21 protein-coding genes are annotated in these 19718 nt (G+C 63.5%); 11 read left to right on the forward strand and 10 right to left on the reverse strand.

What is annotated here, in order from left to right:
- Positions 1-40 precede the first annotated feature (40 nt).
- The gene (locus tag ABIE49_RS03255; RefSeq protein WP_192733537.1) at positions 41-1234 is read left to right on the forward strand and encodes an FAD-dependent oxidoreductase; all 1194 of its coding nucleotides are present in this window, start codon (positions 41-43) and stop codon (positions 1232-1234) included.
- 120 nt (positions 1235-1354) lie between these two features.
- Here the strand turns inward: ABIE49_RS03255 and ABIE49_RS03260 are convergent, their stop codons facing one another.
- The 4 genes from ABIE49_RS03260 to ABIE49_RS03275 form a co-directional block, all read right to left on the reverse strand.
- Positions 1355-2560, reverse strand: coding sequence for a saccharopine dehydrogenase family protein (locus ABIE49_RS03260; protein ID WP_192734231.1), 1206 nt, complete (start codon positions 2558-2560; stop codon positions 1355-1357).
- Between the two features lie 18 nt (positions 2561-2578).
- Entirely contained in the window at positions 2579-3757 is a 1179-nt protein-coding gene (locus ABIE49_RS03265) for a saccharopine dehydrogenase family protein (protein ID WP_192733538.1), read from the reverse strand.
- A gap of 120 nt (positions 3758-3877) precedes the next feature.
- The gene (locus tag ABIE49_RS03270; protein ID WP_192733539.1) at positions 3878-4663 is read right to left on the reverse strand and encodes a DUF169 domain-containing protein; all 786 of its coding nucleotides are present in this window, start codon (positions 4661-4663) and stop codon (positions 3878-3880) included.
- 80 nt (positions 4664-4743) lie between these two features.
- A complete protein-coding gene (locus ABIE49_RS03275; RefSeq protein ID WP_192733540.1) occupies positions 4744-5550 on the reverse strand; it encodes a YdcF family protein in 807 nt (268 codons plus the stop codon).
- A 155-nt stretch (positions 5551-5705) separates the two neighbouring features.
- Here ABIE49_RS03275 and ABIE49_RS03280 point away from each other — a divergent pair, with 155 nt between their 5' ends.
- Positions 5706-6647: an acetamidase/formamidase family protein gene (locus ABIE49_RS03280; RefSeq protein ID WP_192733541.1), complete on the forward strand. Its 942-nt coding sequence runs from the start codon at positions 5706-5708 to the stop codon at positions 6645-6647.
- A 21-nt stretch (positions 6648-6668) separates the two neighbouring features.
- On the opposite strand, the gene ABIE49_RS03285 is transcribed toward ABIE49_RS03280, so the two are convergent.
- On the reverse strand, positions 6669-7016 hold the full coding sequence (locus tag ABIE49_RS03285; protein WP_354066571.1) for a GrlR family regulatory protein: 348 nt from the start codon (positions 7014-7016) through the stop codon (positions 6669-6671).
- Positions 7017-7308: 292 nt separating this feature from the next.
- Here ABIE49_RS03285 and ABIE49_RS03290 point away from each other — a divergent pair, with 292 nt between their 5' ends.
- Together ABIE49_RS03290 and ABIE49_RS03295 are read left to right on the forward strand one after the other, a co-directional pair.
- The gene (locus tag ABIE49_RS03290) at positions 7309-7506 is read left to right on the forward strand and encodes a hypothetical protein (protein WP_192733542.1); all 198 of its coding nucleotides are present in this window, start codon (positions 7309-7311) and stop codon (positions 7504-7506) included.
- 74 nt (positions 7507-7580) lie between these two features.
- Positions 7581-8051 carry a GcrA family cell cycle regulator gene (locus ABIE49_RS03295; protein ID WP_192733543.1) on the forward strand — a complete coding sequence of 157 codons (471 nt, stop codon included), beginning with the start codon at positions 7581-7583 and terminating at the stop codon, positions 8049-8051.
- 86 nt (positions 8052-8137) lie between these two features.
- On the opposite strand, the gene ABIE49_RS03300 is transcribed toward ABIE49_RS03295, so the two are convergent.
- The 5 genes from ABIE49_RS03300 to ABIE49_RS03320 all read right to left on the reverse strand — a co-directional run bounded on the left by ABIE49_RS03300 (position 8138) and on the right by ABIE49_RS03320 (position 11919).
- Positions 8138-8527: a cupin domain-containing protein gene (locus tag ABIE49_RS03300; RefSeq protein ID WP_192733544.1), complete on the reverse strand. Its 390-nt coding sequence runs from the start codon at positions 8525-8527 to the stop codon at positions 8138-8140.
- Positions 8528-8567: 40 nt separating this feature from the next.
- Entirely contained in the window at positions 8568-9314 is a 747-nt protein-coding gene (locus ABIE49_RS03305) for an SDR family oxidoreductase (RefSeq protein WP_192733545.1), read from the reverse strand.
- A gap of 204 nt (positions 9315-9518) precedes the next feature.
- Positions 9519-10487 (reverse strand): SDR family oxidoreductase, encoded by a 969-nt coding sequence (locus ABIE49_RS03310; RefSeq protein WP_192733546.1) that lies wholly within the window; start codon positions 10485-10487, stop codon positions 9519-9521.
- A gap of 154 nt (positions 10488-10641) precedes the next feature.
- Positions 10642-11550, reverse strand: a complete 909-nt coding sequence (locus ABIE49_RS03315) for a dihydrodipicolinate synthase family protein (protein WP_192733547.1) — start codon at positions 11548-11550, stop codon at positions 10642-10644.
- A gap of 234 nt (positions 11551-11784) precedes the next feature.
- Complete coding sequence (locus ABIE49_RS03320; RefSeq protein ID WP_283813836.1) at positions 11785-11919, reverse strand: hypothetical protein; 135 nt, start codon at positions 11917-11919, stop codon at positions 11785-11787.
- A gap of 265 nt (positions 11920-12184) precedes the next feature.
- Here ABIE49_RS03320 and ABIE49_RS03325 point away from each other — a divergent pair, with 265 nt between their 5' ends.
- From ABIE49_RS03325 to ABIE49_RS03355, 7 genes are all read left to right on the forward strand, one after another.
- Positions 12185-12397: a hypothetical protein gene (locus ABIE49_RS03325; protein WP_192733548.1), complete on the forward strand. Its 213-nt coding sequence runs from the start codon at positions 12185-12187 to the stop codon at positions 12395-12397.
- Positions 12398-12676: 279 nt separating this feature from the next.
- Positions 12677-13615, forward strand: coding sequence for an ABC transporter permease (locus ABIE49_RS03330; protein WP_192733549.1), 939 nt, complete (start codon positions 12677-12679; stop codon positions 13613-13615).
- Positions 13612-14499: an ABC transporter permease gene (locus ABIE49_RS03335; RefSeq protein WP_192733550.1), complete on the forward strand. Its 888-nt coding sequence runs from the start codon at positions 13612-13614 to the stop codon at positions 14497-14499. Before ABIE49_RS03330 ends, ABIE49_RS03335 begins: the two co-directional genes overlap by 4 nt.
- Positions 14496-16058, forward strand: a complete 1563-nt coding sequence (locus ABIE49_RS03340; RefSeq protein ID WP_192733551.1) for an ABC transporter substrate-binding protein — start codon at positions 14496-14498, stop codon at positions 16056-16058. The genes ABIE49_RS03335 and ABIE49_RS03340 overlap by 4 nt, the downstream gene beginning before the upstream one ends.
- A 24-nt stretch (positions 16059-16082) precedes the next feature.
- Positions 16083-17651, forward strand: a complete 1569-nt coding sequence (locus ABIE49_RS03345; RefSeq protein ID WP_192733552.1) for an ABC transporter substrate-binding protein — start codon at positions 16083-16085, stop codon at positions 17649-17651.
- Complete coding sequence (locus tag ABIE49_RS03350) at positions 17651-18628, forward strand: ABC transporter ATP-binding protein (RefSeq protein WP_192733553.1); 978 nt, start codon at positions 17651-17653, stop codon at positions 18626-18628. Before ABIE49_RS03345 ends, ABIE49_RS03350 begins: the two co-directional genes overlap by 1 nt.
- Positions 18625-19704 carry an ABC transporter ATP-binding protein gene (locus ABIE49_RS03355; RefSeq protein WP_192733554.1) on the forward strand — a complete coding sequence of 360 codons (1080 nt, stop codon included), beginning with the start codon at positions 18625-18627 and terminating at the stop codon, positions 19702-19704. The genes ABIE49_RS03350 and ABIE49_RS03355 overlap by 4 nt, the downstream gene beginning before the upstream one ends.
- Positions 19705-19718: the final 14 nt, after the last annotated feature.

Genomic DNA, 19718 nt, shown 5'->3' on the forward strand with positions numbered 1-19718 from the left:
CTGATATTTCCTACCACCCCACGGATGCATGGAGCAAGGCATGACCAAACGTCCCAAAGCCCTCATCATCGGCGGCGGCATCGCAGGTCCCGTGACGGGAATCTTCCTGAAGCAGGCCGGCATCGATGCCGAGGTGTTCGAGGCCTGGCCCTACGCGGCCGGGATCGGCGGCGGCCTGCAGATCGCGCCGAACGGCATGCATGTGCTGGCCGAGATTGGCCTCGCCTCCGACATGATCGCGCGCGGTTCGGTCGCCGAATCCTTCGATTTCTATTCGCAAGGAGGCGACCGGCTCGGCTCGCTCAACCGCAACATGAAAGAACGCTTCGGCCAGCCCGCGGTCAACATGTGCCGCGCCACGCTCAACGAATTGCTGGTCAACAAGGCCTGGTGCTCGAATGTCGAGCTGCGGTTCGAAAAGCGGCTGGTGGCAATCGAGGATCGCGCCGACCGGCCGGTCGTGGCGCATTTTACCGACGGCAGCTTTGCCGAGGGTGATTTTGTGGTCGGCGCCGACGGTGTGCATTCGGCTGTCCGCGGCCACGTGATTCCGGACGGACCAAAGCCGTTCGACACCGGCCTGATCGGTTTCGGCGGTTTTGTGCCACGCGCGGTGATCGAGAATTCGCCGATCGGCCAGCGCGTGGTGACGACGTTCGGCCAGAGTGGATTCTTCGGCTACGGCTTCTGCAGCTCCGATCCGGATGACGGCCTGATGTGGTGGAGCACGCAGCCCGCGCACGGCGTCAGTGCCGCGACCTACCGCGCCATGAGCCAGGATCAGCTGCGGCAGCATCTTCGGAAATTCCACGCCGGCTGGCACGATCCGATCCTGCAAATCATCGATGCGGCCGAGAACATCGTGGTGACGGACACGCTCGATGTTGCGACCCTGCCGACCTGGTCGCGCCAGCGGACGCTGCTCATTGGCGACGCCGCGCACGCCACCAGCCCGCATGCCGGCCAGGGCGCCTCGCTGGCGCTGGAGGACGCGCTGCGGCTTGGCCGGCTGATGCAGACGAGGCAGGAATTGTCGCTGACATTCCAGAATTTCGAGGCCGAGCGCCGTCCGCGCGCCGAAAAGATCGTGGCGCTGGCGCGCCGCAACGGCAACAGCAAGCGTGAGTTCAGCCCGACCGGCGCCTGGATCCGTGACCGTATGCTGAAACTGCTGCTGCCGGTCACGTCCAGGGGCATGGACTGGATGTACAGATACGATCCCCGCGCGGCGTAGCGGTCGCGTCATAGTGAAGATCTGTAGGGTGGGCAAAGGCGCACAAGCGCCGTGCCCACCGCTCTTTGCGCACTCTGAATTGGTGGGCACGCTGCGCTTTGCCCACCCTACAAGACGCCGCTACTGCTCCACGGTGAACGTCAGGCCGGCATGATCTTCGAGCCGCTTGATCAGGCTGTGCTGCATCGCTGCGCCCGGCGTCCAAATGCCCGCCGGCACCTCAGGCGTATCGCGCAGCAGGCAGATCGCGCATTCGGAGATCATCTTCGCCGTCGAGCCGTAGCCGGGATCGCGGTCGCCCTTCACCGCAGCCCTCGCCTGTTTGCCGTCGGGCGCGAGTGCGACGAACAGCAGATCGAAGAAACCACTCTCCCGCATCTCTTTCGAGGGACCGTCGCCGGGCTTCAGCCCGCTTGCGCCGCCCATCCTCTCGGCGTTGACGGCGGCGACGAACTGTTTGGCGTTGGCTTCTCCTTGCTCTCCCGCACCGGTCAGGACCATCTCGTCGTAAACGAAGTCTTTGCCGTACGGAAAGTTCATCAGAAAATTAGAACGGTGCACGTTGCGGGTGTTGATGGTCGCCATGGCGAAGGGCGCCGTCCACGAGCCCAGATCCTCGTCGAACAGCGGCTTGTTCCCGCGCGGCTGCTTCGGACCTTCAAATCCCGGCGCCAGCAAGAATGGATCCTTCAACAAGGCGACCAGACTGAGGTCTTGCGCGGCAGCCGCGAACGTCGCCCAGGTGCTCGCGGCGGTACCACCGGACAACGTGCCGCTCATGTCACGGATCCGGCCCTTGACGCGGTTGGCCGGGGCGCCAAATATCTTCATTGCTTCTTGCTGGGCGCAGAACACGCCGAGTTCGAACGGCAGCGAATCGAAGCCGCAGGAAAATACAATGCGTGCGCCGGTCGACTTTGCGTCGGCCTCGTGCGCGTCGATCATCTGCCGCATCCAGAGCGGCTCGCCGCAGAGGTCGAAATAATCGGTGCCATCGGCGACGCAGGCTGCGACCAGTTCGGAGCCATAGCGCTGATACGGACCGACGGTCGAGATCACCGATCTGGTTCGGCCGACCATCGTCTTGAGCGAGGCGGGATCGCCCGCATCGGCAACGATCAGCGCGGTATCGGCCGGCGCGCCGATCGCATCGCGCACGGCAGCGAGCCTGTCCGGGCTGCGCCCGGCCATCGCCCATTTCAGATGACCGTCGCCCCTGTACTGCGCGGCAAGATATTCCGCGATGAGCTGGCCGGTGAAGCCGGTGGCGCCATAGACAACAATGTCGAATTTTCGACGAAGGCATGGTCTGACTTCCGGGAAGATGATGCTCGAAAACTGGAGCTACTTCTCCACGGTGAACGTCAGGCCAGCGTTGTCGACCAGCCGCTTGATCAGTCTGTGCTGCATCGCCGCCCCCGGCGTCCAGATGCCGGCGGGCACCTCAGGCGCATCGCGCAACAGGCAGATCGCGCATTCGGAGATCATCTTGGACGTCGAGCCGTAGCCGGGATCACGGTCGCCCTTGACCGCCGCACGGACCTGACGGCCATCGGGGGCGATCGCCACATAAAGCAGATCATAGAGGCCGTTCTCGCGCTCTTCCTTCGACGGCCCCTCGCCCGGCTTGGGCGCGCCCGGACCGGTCTTTTCGGTGTTTGCCGCCATCACCAGCTTGGCGTTGGCCTCGCCCTTCTCGCCGGCCCCGGTCAGAACCATTTCGTCGTAGACGAATTCCTGCCCGTACGGAAAGCCCATCAGCATGTTCGAGCGATGGACGTTGCGGGTGTTGATGAGCGCCATCATGAAGGGCGCGATCCAGGACTGCAGGTCTTCCTCATAGGACGGCTTGCTGCCCGGCGGCTGTTTCGGCCCCTTGAATCCGGGCGTCAGCGCGAACGGATCCTTGAGGATCGCAACGAGGCTGAGATCCTTGGCAACGGCTTCGAAGGTCGCCTTGGCACTCGCGGCGGTGCCGCCGGACAAGGTGCCGCGCATATCGCGCACGCGGCCCTTGACGCGCAAGGCCGGCGCGCCGAACACCCGCTTGGCTTCCTCCTGCACGAAGAAAGCACCGAGTTCAAACGGCACCGAGTCGAACCCGCACGAAAACACGATGCGCGCGCCGCTCGCCTTCGCCGCGGCTTCATGCTTGTCGATCATCTCGCGCATCCACAGCGGCTCGCCGCAGAGATCGAAATAATCGGTACCCGACTCCACACAGGCCGCGAGCAGCTCGTTGCCATAAAACTGATACGGGCCGACCGTCGAGATCACGGATTTCGTCTGCCCTACCATCGCCTTCAGCGAGGCGGCATCTGACGCGTCGGCCACGATCAGCGGCGTATCCGACGGCGCGCCGATCGCGTCGCGCACGGCAGCGAGCTTGTCCTTGCTGCGTCCGGCCATCGCCCATTTCAGGCTGCTGTCGCCCTTGTACTGCGCGGCGAGATATTCGGCGACGAGCTGGCCGGTGAAGCCGGTGGCGCCGTAAACAACGATGTCGAATTTCGACGAAGACATGTTCGATTCCTTAAGACTCGTCATTGCGAGGAGCGAAGCGACGAAGCAATCCATGCTTCCTTGTCGCTGTGGATTGCTTCGCTGCGCTCGCAATGACGGTTTCTACCTCATTTCGCAAGGTTATTTCTTCGCGTAGGAAACGCCCATGCCGGCGCGGACGTCGGCCTGGATGCCATAGGGCGCGATCGGGTAGCGCAGGCCGTTTTTCGCGAGCTGCTTCATGCCGACAATGGCCTTGGCGAGATGCGCCGGCTGCAGCGCCATCAGCATCTCCTCGTCGGGCACGCCGCCATAGCGCCGTTCGGCAAAGCACGGCAGCGACAGCGAGGGCTCGCCGGTCTTGAGCGCCCGCCCCCAGGAATCCGCGCACGCGGTTTCGCCGACCACGCCCCATTCGAACTTCTTGTAGCCGGTATATTGCAGCCCGTTGATCAGGATGATCATCTGGCCCGGCGTCGCATAGACGAGACAAATATCCGGCGGATTGAGCCGGCCGCTGGTGAGCGGGCTCACCGCCATCGCCTGATACCGGCCATACGGCACGACATCGAGCGCCTCCTGGCGCTTGCGCGCATCTTCCTCGGTGCCATGCCAGACGCCGACATAGTTCTTTCCCTCGAGAAACTTTTCGTCCTGCGGTGCGAGGCCGATCACCGCGCGGCATTGCGCGCCGACGAGATCTTCGCCGGTGATGCCGACGGTCCAGCCGAGCCTCGAGGCCATGCTGACGATCTGGTCGGTGGTGTGGACCGCACTGGGGCGCCGGATTTTTGGGATCGCCGCCATCTCCTCGACGGTCGCGAACATCTTGATGCCGATCACGGTGGTCCGCAGGCGCAACAGGCTGATCAAATCGGCGGCCATGCCGTTCAAATCGAACGCTTCCGGCGGCGTTTGCTGTTGCATGGCGTAAACTCCCAAATCGGCGCGGTGCGCATGTTGTTGTTGGCGTCAATTCTAGCCCGGTCGCCCGGCTGTTGCGACCTCTACTTCGGCGCTGGTCCCGGCAGCAAATCGTCGATCTTGCCGGTGGCCCGGTACGCAACCAGTCCCATCCATTCGCGCGCCGCGGTTTCGGTCCGTCCGAGGCCATCAAGAATGGAGTTCGAGAATTTCGTGAAGTCGCCGCGGCCGCCGACCCGCCAATCGACCGGATAGGCTTCGACCGCAAATCCTGCCTTGCGGAACAGGCCGACCGATCGCGGCATGTGAAAGGCCGAGGTCACGAGCAGCCAGCGCTCGCCGTCCTTCGGCGCCACCAGCGCCTTCGAGAACTGGGCATTCTCCAGCGTATTGCGTGATGCCCGCTCCATGATCAGCCGCGATTTTGCGATGCCGAGACTCTCGAAAATCGCGCCGGCGAAATCGGCTTCCCGCGCGTCGTTCGAAATCAGATTGGCGCTGCCGCCGGTGAAGACGATGCGTGCATTCGGATAGCGGTGCGCCAACGCCGCCGCCGCGATGATACGGTCAGGTGCGCTGCGCACCACCGGCGTGCCATGCGCAGCCGATAGATCAGCCTCGATCGACGCGCCGAGGACGACGATGCCATCCGGCGGCGCGCCCGTTCCGGCCTCCCATCGCGGAAAGCGCTGCTCCAGCGGATAGAGCAACAGGTTTCCGAGCGGCGACAATCCGCAGATCACCAGCAGCAGCACCGCTGCCATCACGAGCTTGCGGCCGAGCGAAGCAAAGCGCGTCAGCAGCAGGATGGCGCCAACGAAACCGACGCCGATCAGGAAGTTCGTCGGCATCAGCATGTAGCCGAGCGTCTTGGAAAGAACGAAGAACAAGGCAGGCCTCTTGGATTCCCGGGCTCGTCATACGCGGGCTTGACCCGCGTATCCATCCTCTTCGCAAAAAGCGTTATGCGAAAAATGATGGATTGCCGGGTCAAGCCCGGCAATGACACAGTGGTGAACAAGAGCCAAAAAAGAAAGCGTCCCCCATGACCCATCATCACCTGCATTCCAGCCCCAAAACCTGCCACTGGGGCTTTTTCGAAGCGAAATTGAAGCCGGTCCTGACCATTGCCAGCGGCGATGAGGTCACGGTCGATACCATCACCGGCGGCCCCGACGTGGTGCCGGACCGCAGCAAATTTCATGTGCCGCCGGAGCTTGCCGACGTGCACGCCCAGAACGAACGGATGGTGCCGGGCCATATCCTGACCGGGCCGATCGCGGTTGAAGGCGCCGCGCCCGGCGACGTGCTCGAGGTCGACATTCTCGACGTCCAGCTCCGGCAGGACTGGGGCTACAATCTGATCAAGCCGCTGTCAGGCACCCTGCCCGACGATTTCCACGAGACGCGGCTGCTGAACATTCCGCTCGACCGCGAACGGATGGTGGGCCGGATGCCGTGGGGGCTCGATCTGCCGCTCAAACCGTTCTTCGGCGTGATGGGCGTGGCGCCGCCGCCGGCCTGGGGCCGCATCACCTCGCTGATCCCGCGCGCGATGGGCGGCAATCTGGACAACAAGGAGTTAGGGGCCGGCGCCAAGCTCTATCTGCCGGTGTTCGTGCCCGGCGCGCTGTTTTCCTGCGGCGACGGTCACGGCGTGCAAGGCGACGGCGAAGTCTGCGTCACCGCGATCGAAACCGCACTGCAGGGCCGCTTCCGCCTGACGCTGCGCAAGGATCTGCGGCTGGAATATCCGCGCGCTGAAACGCCTGATCATTACATGACGATGGCGATGGACCCCGACCTCGACCAATGCGTGGTGCGTGCGCTGCGCGACATGATCGTGCTGCTCGGCGAGCAGCGCAATCTGTCGCGCGAGGACGCCTACACGCTCTGCAGCCTCGCCGCCGATCTGCGGGTGACGCAGACGGTCAACGGCTCCAAGGGCATCCACTGCATGATCGCAAAGAGCGTCGTGCACGGCTGATGGCCGTAACGCGGTGCGCCGTCACAGCGGCGAAAGCAGCTCCAGCCTGGAACTAATCCTGACGCTGGTCTTTCCAACCAGCGCCGCCCCCTGCACATCAGCGCGATCGGCGGTATAGGTGCCGCTGAAGCCGGTGGTGACCTCGCGCCCGCCAAACAGCGGCAGCACGCCGGCCGATTTGGTGTGCTGGTTGGTGGTCAGTTCGCCGCGCCATTTGCCGCGATCGGCGGTGTAGGAGCCCGTATAATAGAAATGCGAGTCGCCGCCGGCGATCTTGCCGTCCAACAGCACGATGACGCCGCTGGCATGGCCATGCCCGCCCTCAATCATTTCGGTCAGGATTGAGTAGAGACCGTTGGTCATCGTCATCGCAGGATTGCCCCTCGTCGAAGCAGCATCGACCGTGCAGACCACCTGAGGCAATCGGGAAATGGGTTGAGGAACTGGATCGTTTCGCCGCGGCTGCGTGGGCGCCGTCAGGCCGGTAGTTGGTCGCGCAGCGCTGTCCAACATCAGTGCCCGTGTGGCGCCAGTCGAATTTTTCGACGCCGTTACAAGGAGATAGGCTGCGACCTTGGCGGCAATTGACTTATCCCCATGAAACTTAATAGAGTCTAAATAGATACTTTTCAGTACGGCGTTTAAAAGTTAGCGTTCTTGCATGGCTACAGAAAAAGCCGAAACCGACCGCATTCCCGTGACGTTGGCGATCTCGACCATCAGCTATCTCGAAAAACTGGTGAGACAGGGCACCCACGGCACTAGCGTTCCCGGCGTTGCGAAGACCCTGATCGAGGAAGGCATCCGGCTCGCCATCAAGGACGGGCTGCTGTCGATCCGCGACAATGGCAGGCCTTGATGGCACGCCAGCGGAAAATTCGCTGACGGGAGACAGGAACGCGGCGGTTCCTCAAAGAATTTGGGACCGCAAGCATGTTCGCAAACATACCGACCTGGACCACCGAGCGCGTCGAACTCCTCAAGCAACATTTCGAATCCGGCCTGTCCTGCCGCGAGATCGCCGCTCACATCGGCGTCAGCCGCAACGCCGTGATTGGCAAATTGACACGGCTCGGCCTGACCCGCGGACCGACCAATATCGAACAGCATCTGCAAGGGACCGCCAGGGAACGCAGCCCGAAATCCGTTCCCCGCGCGCAGTACCGGATGCTGCAAGTGGTCTACCAGAACGGGCAACCGGCCCCCGACGCCCCGATCGCCAGCGAGCGCCCCTGCTCGCTGCTCGAACTCAGCCACGAGCGCTGCCGCTGGCCGATCAGCACGCCCGGCGCGGAAGATTTCTGCTTTTGCGGCAACACACCGCTCAAGGGTATGCCCTACTGCGTCGGCCACACCCGCCTCGCCTACAAGCCCGGCTCGCGCCAGCGAGTGGCGCGCGCCTGACATTGTCTGACGCACTCTCTACTGACGCACTCTCTGCTTGGAGCGCAACAAACATCGGGCAGCACGGCCATTCCACGGCTGTAGCGTCACTGCGCGGGCACCAGCGCCTGCGCTCCCTTGTCCTTGATCAAGAGCACCAGGAATTTCGCCGGCTGGGTGCTGCTCGCGTTCCGGTCGACGACATGAATATCATCGGGGCCTTCATAGAAACTTTGTCCTGCCGTCAGTGTCACGGGTTGTCCACCCTTCAGCTGCATCACGACGGAGCCCTCCAGCACGTAAACAAACGCATGTGCGTTGTGTCGGTGGACAGCACTCGACCCGCCGGGCGCATGCTCGACCATGATCATCAAGGCTTCCTTGCCGGGATTGTCCGGAAGATCCCTGGACATGAGCGGCGTCACCTTGGGGGCTTGAGCTGCCGCCGTTCCGGTCATCAAGCACAGAAGAAACAGCGCAACGAGTTTGTTTGCCATAATCGCCTCTTTCGTTCATTGCCCAGGAGCTGATGCGGGATCAGCCCTGTGCGCGGCGAAGCCATTCGTCGAGACCGATGCGGCCGAGGCGCGCCTCGCCCAACGGCACGAGCGAGTGCTCGTCAACCCGACCGCCCCAGTATCGGGCCTCGGGGTCGCTCACGACTTCGCGCGGGTCGCCAACCGCCTTCAGATAGCGGGCGATGATGTCATTGAGCGGCGCTCGTTCCGGTCCGGCGATCTCCACGATACCGCTTCGCGGCGCCGCGAGTGCCAGATCGGCAACGATGGCAGCAACGTCGTCCGCCGCGATAGGCTGGAACAGGATAGGCGGGAGCCTCACTGTGTTTCCATCCGCACTTGAATCGGCGATACCGCGAACGAATTCCAGGAACTGGGTCGCGCGAACGACGGTGTATGGAATGCCGGAGGCTTCGATCAGTTTCTCCTGGGCGACCTTGGCGCGGAAATAGCCATTGTCGGTCCGGTCGATCGCGACGATCGACAGTGCGACATGATGCCGGACGTTCGCTGCGGCCTCGGCGGCGAGCAGGTTGCGGCCGGAGGTCTCGAAGAATTCGAGCACCGCCTTGTCGTCAAATGAGGGCGAATTGGCCAGGTCGATCACCACCTGTGTGCCCGCCATGACCTCCTTGAGTCCCTCACCGGTGATCGCGTTAACGCCGCTTTTGGGCGAGGCGGCGACGACTTCATGGCCGCCCTGACGCAGAATGGCGACGGTCTTCGAGCCGATCAGGCCCGTGCCACCGATCACGACGATCTTCATGGTTGATGCTCCGTTGTTCTTAGCAGCTTAGTTCCGCTTCGAACCCGCAGAATACTATCCCAAGGTACAGGTCGGACTACCCGCTGAACCGGCGAGACCCTGTAGACCGTACCGCCACGCGGCGTTTTCCGTCAGCGTGGCAGGCTTAGGTGAGCCAACAACTCTTGTTGAGTTCCGGCTCTGGTCGCTATTCAGATCAGCCCCTCAGGCGAGCTTCCAGCCGACCTCGTCCCGATAGCTCTGGTAGAAATCGAGCGTATACGCCTCCTCCGGCGTCTTGCGCACGCGCTCGTCGAGCTTGTGGGCGTCGTCGCCGACCAGGATGCGCCAGCGATCAGCCTTGACGCCGTCAAGGATGATTTTCGCGGCCGCCGCCGCCGTGGTCGGCGCATCATCATGAAACGATCGCGCGCGGTCGAGCGCGAGTTGCTGGATGTCCTCATCCGACATGGCAGAGGTGTCGGTGCCCATGCCCTTGAGCCGTTCGCGGGTCACACCGATCTCGACATCGGTCAGGCGCTCGGTCTCGCTCCCGCTCTGGATCTTGCGTGAGTTCGACACGATCGAGGTGCCGATGTGGCCCGGCATCACGACCGAGCACTTGATATGCGGCGCGTTGAGCCGCAGATCCGTCATCAGCGCCTCGGAAAATCCCTTCACGGCGAACTTGGCGGCGGCGTAAGCGGTGTGCGACACGCCGGGGCCGACCGACGCCCAGAAGCCGTTGACGCTGGACGTGTTGATGATGTGGCCCTCGTCGGCCTTCAGCAGCAGCGGCATGAAAGTGCGGACCCCGAGATAGACGCCGCCCCAGCAGATGTTGAAGGTACGCTCCCATTGCTCGCGCGTGTTGGTGAACAGGCTGCCGCCACCGCCGATACCGGCATTGTTGAACAATAGATGGATCTTGTCGGTCGCCTGCTGCTCGATCAGCTCATCGCGAAACCGCTTGAGCTGGTCCTCGATCGCGACGTCGGCGATGTGCGTGGTGACGCGCAGGCCCTGCGGCAGCTTCTCGGCTTCGCACAGCTGCCTGGTCTCGGCCATCGCCTCGGCGGAGACGTCGCACATCGCGACATTGCAGCCCTCGGCGACGAGCTGGCGCGCCAGTTCGCGGCCCATGCCCGTGCCGCCTCCGGTGATGACGGCGATCTTTCCGGCGAATTCCTTCATGGGGATGTTGATCCTTTTTCTTTTTCACGACGCTTCGAAACGGTGCCGTCATGGCCGGGCTTGTCCCGGCCATCCACGTCTTGCTTGATGTTAGACTGTAAAGACGTGGATGCCCGGCACAAGGCCGGGCATGACGACGCATTGAACACTTATCCTACTCCGCCGCCTCGACGCGCTGGCCGGCCGATGCGCCCAACCCGTCCAGCGCCTTCTTGATCGCGGTCTGTTGCGTTGGCGATGCTTCCGGCATCGGCGCGCGCGGATAGGTTTTTGGCAATCCCTGCAGCGACTGCGAATAGCGCGTACAGGCCGGCAGATTGTCTGAAACAACCGCGTTCCACAGCGTCAACAGCTTCTTGTGCAGGTCGAGCGCGCGGACGTGATCGCCGGCCTTGACCGCATCCCACAACTCGACCGAGGCATGCGGCGCGGCCGAGAGGATCGCGGCGATCGAGCCGTGCGCGCCGAGCGCGTAGGACGGATACATCAGCGCGTCGACCGCGCTGTAGATCAATTTATCCGGCGCCATCATCATGAGATCGGCGAACAGTTTCAGATCGCCGGCGCTCTGCTTGACGCCGACCACCAGCGGCACCTCGTTCATGATCCGCGTCAGCAGCGCGGGCGACAGATACGACCACGGCACCACGTTGTAGATGATGATCGGCATGCCGGTCTCGTCGGCCATCCGGCGGAAGTGATCGACCATCGCCTGATCGTCCGGCTTGAACAAATAATGCACCGGCGTCACCTGCAGCGCCGCGACATCCATGTCGCGCACCAGTTTGCCGCGCCGGATCGCGTCGCGCGTGGAGTCGACGATGATGCCGGCGATCACGGGCGCGCGGCCCTTGGCGGCTTCCACCGTTGCCGCCACCAGGTCGCGATACTCTTCATGATCGAGCGTGTGCCCCTCGCCGGTCGAACCGCCCGCCGCCATGCCATGGCTGCCGGCGCCGATCAGCCAGTCGACTTGCGGGGCGACCTGCTTGAAATCAATCTCGCCGTCCTTGCGAAACGGCGTTGTCATCGGCGGTATCACGCCTGTCGGGCGTATTTTCATGATCGACCCCTTGCGTTCCCGTTTCCCAAATCCGATCCCGCTCTTTGGCGGATATTCTCGATCGGCGGGTGAAGCCTAACCGCTGCCGGATGGGCAATCCAGTTGAGACATCGGTGGGCTGGGTCGTGGCGACGTCATAACGGACGGAGACGCGGCTCCAAGTTCGAGCGGCGCAAACATCTGAATCCTTGCACGAAAAAACCCCGACAGTTGATGCCGGGGCTATTCGCTCGCTTAGCGGGGTGGCTTCGGCGGGCCAAAGGGGTTGCGAGGCGGAAGGTGCGTGGGGCCGGTACCCAGCCTGCCGCCTGTCACGATATCCAGCTGCTGCGTCGTCAGTTCGACCGGCTTGTCAGTCCTGCGTTCCATGGTGCTTCTCCTGTTGCTGTCCCGGTGCAACATTGCAACGGCATGACCGGGACAATGACGGATCGGCGACGGCCGCGCTGTTCCCCAGGTGACAGCCGGACCAGAACGGAAGTGGCCTCGGCCTTTCCTTTGGCCTTTCCAGACCGTCGTCACTTGCAAGAGCTCACGGGCTTTCGTGTTTAACCATACGAAAAACTCAGGGCGACGGCGGGAGTGCGCCTGTAGTATGTTTGCGCTTATTGGATTTATTAATTTTTGGTGCCTTATGAACGACGCGTATTTCAAGGAGCAGTCCCGGCGCGTCCGCGCGATTGCGGACAACGCCGATCCCTTCACCAAGAAACGTCTGCTGGCGCTGGCAGAAAGTTACGATGCGCGGATTGGACGGCCCTCGCGGGCAACGCGACAGCTGCCCTTCGTCGCGATCAACAATGAAAAGCCCGCCGATCAGCGCGACGACGGCGAGACCGCGCGCTGATTGTGGCAACTTCCGCATAGCGATCGCCGCTCGCATATTCCGCGACAAGGCATTACGCCTGTACGCGACAAGGGAGCGCAGGCGGAAACGGTTCGGCAAAATGGGCGTGACGGCGCGCGCGGTGCATGCCAGTATCGTCGAATAATCAAAGCGCGCGCACGTCGGACGAAGCGCCGCTGCCAGGGAGGGGACTGCAAAGCGTTCGCGTAAGCGGACGCGCTGCAAGCGTCTGCGTAAGCGGACGCGCCGTCCGTTGGCCTAACGGTCCGTTGGCGCCGCATGGGACAACAGATTGTCCATCGTCTGCTGATTTCGTTCCCCGCTTTGCTCGGGGTTCTCTTCCTCTGTTTTTGTCTGTTGCAGGTGGTGCCGGCTGATCCTGCGATGATCATCGCCGGTCCCGACGCCAAGGCCGAGACCATCGCGGCGATCAGGCTCGAGCTTGGCCTCGACCGCTCGATCCCGGTGCAGTTCTTCGAATACATCATGCGGGTTCTGCGCGGCGATCTCGGCCGCTCGATCATCTCCAACCGGATGGTGAGCGAGGAACTCGCGATGACGATCGGTCCGACGGTCGAACTGATGCTCGGCGCGATGCTGATCGCGGTGCCGAGCGGGCTTGCGTTCGGAACGCTGGCCGCCGTCAATCGCGGTCGCATCGCCGACCGCATCATCATGGCCTGCTCGGTGGCCGGCGTGTCGATGCCGGTGTTCTTCATCGGCCTGATCCTGATCCAGTATGTCGGCTTCAAATGGGCGCTATTGCCGTTCACCGGCCGCACCGGGCCGATCTGGGACGGCGGATTGCCGAGCCTGATCCTGCCCGCCACCACGCTCGGCCTCGTGCTGATCGGGCCGATCGCGCGACTGACGCGCACCGCCGTGCTTGAAGTGCTGGGCGCCGATTTCGTGCGCACCGCGCGCGCCAAGGGGCTGCGCGAGACGGTCGTGATCGTTCATCACGCGCTGCGCAACGCCATGATCCCGGTCGTCACCCTGATCGGGCTGCAGGCGGCCTTCCTGCTCGGTGGCGCCGTCGTCACCGAAACGATGTTTTCCTGGCCCGGCGTCGGCCGGCTTGCAGTCGGCGCCATCGTCTCCAGCGATTTCCCGACCGCGCAGGGCGCGATCATGATCCTCGCCATAGCCTTCCTGTCGATCAACCTGATCGTCGACGTGCTCTACGTCTATCTCGATCCCAGGGTGGCGCGCCGATGAGCGTTCAGGCTCTCGAACCCGTCTTTGTCGCCGAGCCCGAAACCGGCGCATTCGTCCGTGCCGGCGTGCTGCGGCGCCTCGCGCGCGACCGGGTCGCGGCCGGGGCGGCGTTGACGCTCACCACCATCGTCGCCGCGGCGGTGTTCGCGCCCTGGATCGCACCCTACGACCCCTACTTCACCGACCTGACCAAGGTCATGCAGCCGCCCGGCGCCGAGCACTGGTTCGGCACCGACAACACCGGCCGCGACGTATTGAGCCGCATCATCTTCGGCACCCGCGCCACGTTGATGCTCGGGCTGGTCGGCGTCATCATCGGCGGCCTGTTCGGCGGCGTGCTCGGCATTCTCGCCGCCTACTACAAGCGCCTCGACGGCTGGATCATGCGGCTGGTCGACGTGATGCTGGCGTTCCCCGCCATCCTGATCGGGCTCGCGGTCGCCGCGATCTTCGGCGCCGGCCTCACCGCCGTTGTCATCGCGCTGGTGGTCGCCACCGTGCCCGACGTCGCGCGGGTGGCGCGCGGGGCGGCGGTCGGCGTCATGGGTCAGGAATTCATGGAAGCCGGCCGCGCGGTTGGCGTCACCGACGGCGCACTGATCTGGCGCTATCTGACGCTCAACTGCATCTCGACGATCTTCGTGTTCCTCACCCTGCGTTTCGGCCAGATCATCCTGATCGGTTCCGCGCTCGGCTTCCTCGGCATGGGCGCGCAACCCCCGACCGCCGAACTCGGCATGATGGCGGCCCAGGGGCGCGACTTCCTGTTCATGGCGCCGCACATTGCGACGATCCCGAGCTGCGCGATCTTCGTCATCGTGCTGGCCGCCAACCTTCTGGGCGACGCGTTCCGCGACGTCCTCGATCCGAGGCTGCAGACATGATCAGAACCGTTCTGGGTGTCGCATTGGCAATTGCTGTCGCCGGCTCCGCATCGGCGCAGACGCTGACATTGATGAAGGGCATCGACGCGCCGCATTACGACGCGCAGCGCACCACCTGGGGTCCGACCTCAGACATCGTCAACATGTTCCAGGACACGCTGGTGGCGCTGGACTGGGACGGCCGCACGCCAATCCCCTATCTGGCCAAGTCCTGGCTCATCAGCGAGGACGGCCGGACCTATACGTTCAAGCTGCGCGACGACGTCTCGTTCTGCAGCGGCAAGAAATTCACCGCCGAGGACGTGGTCTACAGCTTCAAGCGGCTCAAGGATCCCGCGATCAAGGGCCCGTACGCCTGGCGCGCCGGCAGCATCAAGGAACTGCGCGCGCCTGATCCATACACCGTCGAATACGAACTCGAGGAGCCCTACTCCGAACTGCTGTTGCAGCTCACCATGTTCACCAACGTGATCCACAACAAGGAGAGCGTCGAGGCGCTGGGCAAGGACTACGGCATCAAGGGCGCCGACGGCACCGGACCGTGGTGTTTCGATTCATGGCAGCCGCGCACCGAGATCGTGCTGAAGCGCCACGCCGCCTACAAATGGGGCCCGTCGATGTACCAGAACAAGGGCCCGGTGAAATTCGAGAAGCTGGTGGTCAAGATCGTGCCCGAGGAATCCAGCCGGGTTGCGGCGATGATGGCCGGCCAGTTCGACATCACCCACCAGTTTCCGCACCAGTTCATCACCCAGGCCAGGGCCGCCCCGATGCTCAACGTGAGCGAGGCGAAGCCGAATTTCCAGCTGCTCTACTTCGGTTTCAAGACCACCCGGCCGATGGTATCAGACAAGCGCGTGCGCGAGGCCATGAGCATCGCCATCAGCCGCGCCGAGATCGCCAAGGGCATCCTGCTCGGCAACGCCACGGCGGCCTTCACCATCGTCGACAAGGATGCGCTCGACCATGATCCGAAGACGGCCGGAATCGTCAAGGAAGACCTCGAACGCGCCAAGAAGCTGCTCGACGACGCGGGCTGGAAAGTTGGCGCCGACGGCGTGCGCGAAAAGGACGGCACCAAGCTGGCGCCGAAAGTCTATTACACCGCGAACGCCAACTCGGCCAAGGTCGCCGACGCGATCCAGGGCTACTTGCGCAAGATCGGCGTCGACTGGCGACTAAACCCGCAGGACTCGACCATCGCGGCGGCCAAGATGGCCGAGCAGGACTACGAAATCTGGTCAGTGACGGTGCCGTATCTGTCGGCCGGCGACCTGATGAACATCTACTTCGATTCACGCAACATCCCGACGCCCAACCGGATGAACTGGAAGGACGCCGAGACCGACGAGTGGCTGAAACTCGGCCGATCGGCGCTGACCGAGGCCGATCGCGCCAAATACTACGCGATGGTGCAGCAGAAGGTCATGCAGGAGCATTTGTGGATTCCGGTCCTCAACATCAACATGGACCAGGTCGCCAACAAGAAGATCAAGGGCGCGCGGCCGCACATGATCTACCAGAACACGTTCTACAAGGGGTTGGACGCGTCGCTTTAGGCAAGCAACAACAAGGAGCAAACGATGCGCGGATTGTTCATGACGGCTGCGGTGCTGCTCGGATTGGCGGGAGCGTCTCCGCTGGAGGCGCAGACCCTGAAGATGATGAAGTCGCTCGACGCGCCGCATTATGACGGCCAGCGCACGACGTGGTCGCCCTCCTCCGACATCGTCAACATGATTCAGGATACGCTGGTCGCGATGGACTGGGACGGCAAGACGCCAATCCCCTATCTCGCCAAGTCGTGGACCATCAGCGAGGATGGCAAGACCTATGTTTTCAAGCTGCGCGATGACGTGCAATTCTGCAGCGGCAAGAAATTCACCGCCGCCGACGTGATCTATTCCTTCAAGCGCCTGACCAGCCCCGAGCTGAAAGCGCCGCTGGCCTGGCGCGCCGGCAACATCAAGGAGTTGCGCGCGCCCGATCCCTACACTGTCGAATACGAACTGAACGAGCCGTTCGCCGATTTGCTGCTCCAGCTCACGATGTTCACCACCGCGATCCACAACCAGGAGAGCGTCGAGGCGCTCGGCAAGGATTACGGCATCAAGGCGATCGACGGCACCGGGCCGTGGTGCTTCGAGAACTGGCAGCCGCGCACCGAAATCGTGCTCAAGCGCCACGACGCCTACAAATGGGGCCCGTCGATGTACCAGAACAAAGGCCCGGTGAAGTTCGAAAAACTCAGCATCAAGATCGTGCCGGAGGATTCCAGCCGCGTCGCCGCGATGCTGGGCGGACAATTCGACGTCAGCCATCAGATCCCGCTGCAGTTCATCCAGCAGGTCAAGGCAGCCCCCACCCTCAACGTGCAGGAGGCGCAGCCGAACTTCCAGCTGATGTATTACGGCTACAAGACCACGCGGCCGATGGTATCAGACAAGCGGGTGCGCGAGGCGATGAACATCGCGATCAACCGCGCCGATATCGTCAAGGGCATCATGCTCGGCAATGCCGAACCGGCCTACACCTTCATCGACGACAAGGCGCTCGACTTCGCCGCCTCCACCAAGGGCATCATCAAGGAGGACATCGAACGCGCCAAGAAGCTGCTGGACGAAGCCGGTTGGAAGGTCGGCGCCGACGGCATCCGCGAGAAGGACGGTGTCAAGCTCGCGCCGAAGGTGCTGTTCACGCAGGTCTCCTATTTCGGCCGCGTCTCCGAGGCGATCCAGGGCTACATGCGCAAGATCGGCATCGACTGGAAGATCGTCGGCTTCGACTCCACGATCGCGCCGGCCGAGATGGCCAAGCAGGACTACGAATTGTGGACGGTGACGTTCCCCTACATATCGGCGGGCGACCTCCTGAACTTCTACTTCGATTCGAAGAACATGCCGGCGCCGAACCGGATGAACTGGAACGACCCCAAGACCGACGAGTATCTGAAGATGGGCCGCGCGTCGCTGACCGAGGCCGATCGCACCAAATATTACTCGTTGGCCCAGCAGCGGGTCACCGAGGAGCATCTGTGGATGCCCGTGATGAACATCGCGATGTACACGACGAGCCAGAAGAAGCTGAAGGGCGTGCGGCCGCACATGCTCTACCAGAACACGTTCTACAAGGGCCTGGATTACTCGTTCTGATGGAAAACCTGCTCGAGGTCCGCGGCCTGAAGACCCATTTTGCCACCGACCGCGGCCTGTTTCGCGCGGTCGACGGCATCAGCTTCAGCGTGCCGCGCGGCCGTACCGTCGGCCTCGTCGGCGAATCCGGTTGCGGCAAGAGCGTGACGTCGCTCTCGGTGATGGGCCTGGTGGCGAGCCCGGGCAAGGTCGAGGCCGACGCCGTTATGTTCGGCGATCGCGACGTGCTGAAACTGTCGGCCGACGAGCGCCGCCGGCTGCGCGGCGGCAAGATGTCGATGATCTTCCAGGAGCCGATGACCTCGCTGAACCCGGTGCACACCATCGGCCAGCAGATCGTCGAAGCGATACTCGCCCATACCCAGTTGTCGCCGCAGGCCGCGAAAGCGCGCGCCATCGAGATGCTGGAACTGGTGCGGATTCCCTCGGCGAAGCAGCGCATCGACGACTTTCCACACCATTTGTCGGGCGGCATGCGCCAGCGCGTCATGATCGCGATGGCGCTGTCCTGCGAGCCGGCGCTCCTGATCGCCGACGAACCGACCACCGCGCTCGACGTCACCATCCAGGCCCAGATCCTCGATCTGCTCGGCGAATTGCAGCGCCGGCTCGGCATGGCGATCCTGATCATCACCCACGATCTCGGCGTGATCGCCGAGGTCGCCGACCAGGTGCTGGTGATGTACGCCGGACAGATCGTCGAAAGCGCTGATGTCGCCGATCTGTTTGCCGATCCGCAGCACCCCTACACGATCGGCCTGCTCGGCTCGATCCCGCGCCTCGACGTCGACCGTATTAGGCTCGCCACCATCGAAGGCACGGTGCCGAGCCCCAACAACCAGCCCAAGGGCTGCCGCTTCGCGCCGCGCTGCCCGTTCGCCGACCGGCGCTGCCGCGAGGCGCCGCCGCCGCTGCGCGAACTCGCGCCGGGTCATCTCGTCGCCTGCTGGAAGGCCCCGGTCGAGGTGGCGTCATGAGCGCGGTCCCGGTGCTGCAGGTCGATGGCCTCGTAAAACATTTTCAGCTCAGCCGCGGCATCATCCTGCGCCGACAAGTGGGTCTGGTGCGCGCCGTCGAGGACGTCAGCTTCGAGATCGGCCGCGGCGAGACGCTGGCGCTGGTCGGCGAGTCCGGCTGCGGCAAGTCGACGACCGGACGCCTGGTGCTGCGCCTGATGGACCCGACGGCCGGCTCGGTCCGCTTCAAGGGCGAGGAAATCGCGGGTCTCGGCAAGGATGAACTGCGGCGGCTGCGGCGGCACATGCAGATCATCTTCCAGGACCCCTACGCCTCGCTCAATCCGCGCATGACCGTTGGCGAGATTCTGGCCGAACCGTTGCGGGTGCATGACATCGGCGATCCCGCCTCGCGCGAGACGCGGGTGAGCGAGCTCCTCGATATCGTCGGCCTGCTGCCCGAACACGCCAGGCGGTATCCGCATCAATTCTCCGGCGGGCAACGCCAGCGCATCGGCATTGCGCGGGCGCTGGCCGTCAATCCCGATTTGATCATCTGCGACGAGCCGGTATCGGCGCTCGACGTCTCGATCCAGGCACAGATCGTCAATCTGCTGCAGAATTTGCAGCAGCGGTTTGGTCTGTCCTATCTATTCATCGCGCATGATCTGGCGGTCGTGAAACACATCAGCGATCGCGTCGCGGTGATGTATCTCGGCAAGCTGGTCGAGATCGCTGACAAGAAGGCGATCTACGCAAAGCCGTTGCACCCCTATACCCACGCGCTGCTGTCGGCGATCCCGAAACCGGACCCGAGCCTGCGCACCAAGCGCGTCATGCTGCAGGGCGACGTGCCGAGCCCGTTCAACCCGCCGTCCGGCTGCCGCTTCCACACGCGCTGCCTGCACGCCCAGCCGCGCTGCTCGGCCGAGGAGCCGAAGCTGCGCGAGGCCGCGCCCGGCCATCGCGTGGCCTGTCATTTCTTCGAGACGATCCAGGCCCCCGTCATCGTCGCGCGCGCCGGCGCTGCGAACGGCAAGTTCGCCGAACGGCTGGCCGCCTTTGAGGCGGCCAAGCACGCGCGAACGCCGGCCTGACGGCAATCCGTGGC

The sequence above is a fragment of the Bradyrhizobium sp. OAE829 genome, from assembly GCF_040546575.1.
Lineage (GTDB): Bacteria > Pseudomonadota > Alphaproteobacteria > Rhizobiales > Xanthobacteraceae > Bradyrhizobium.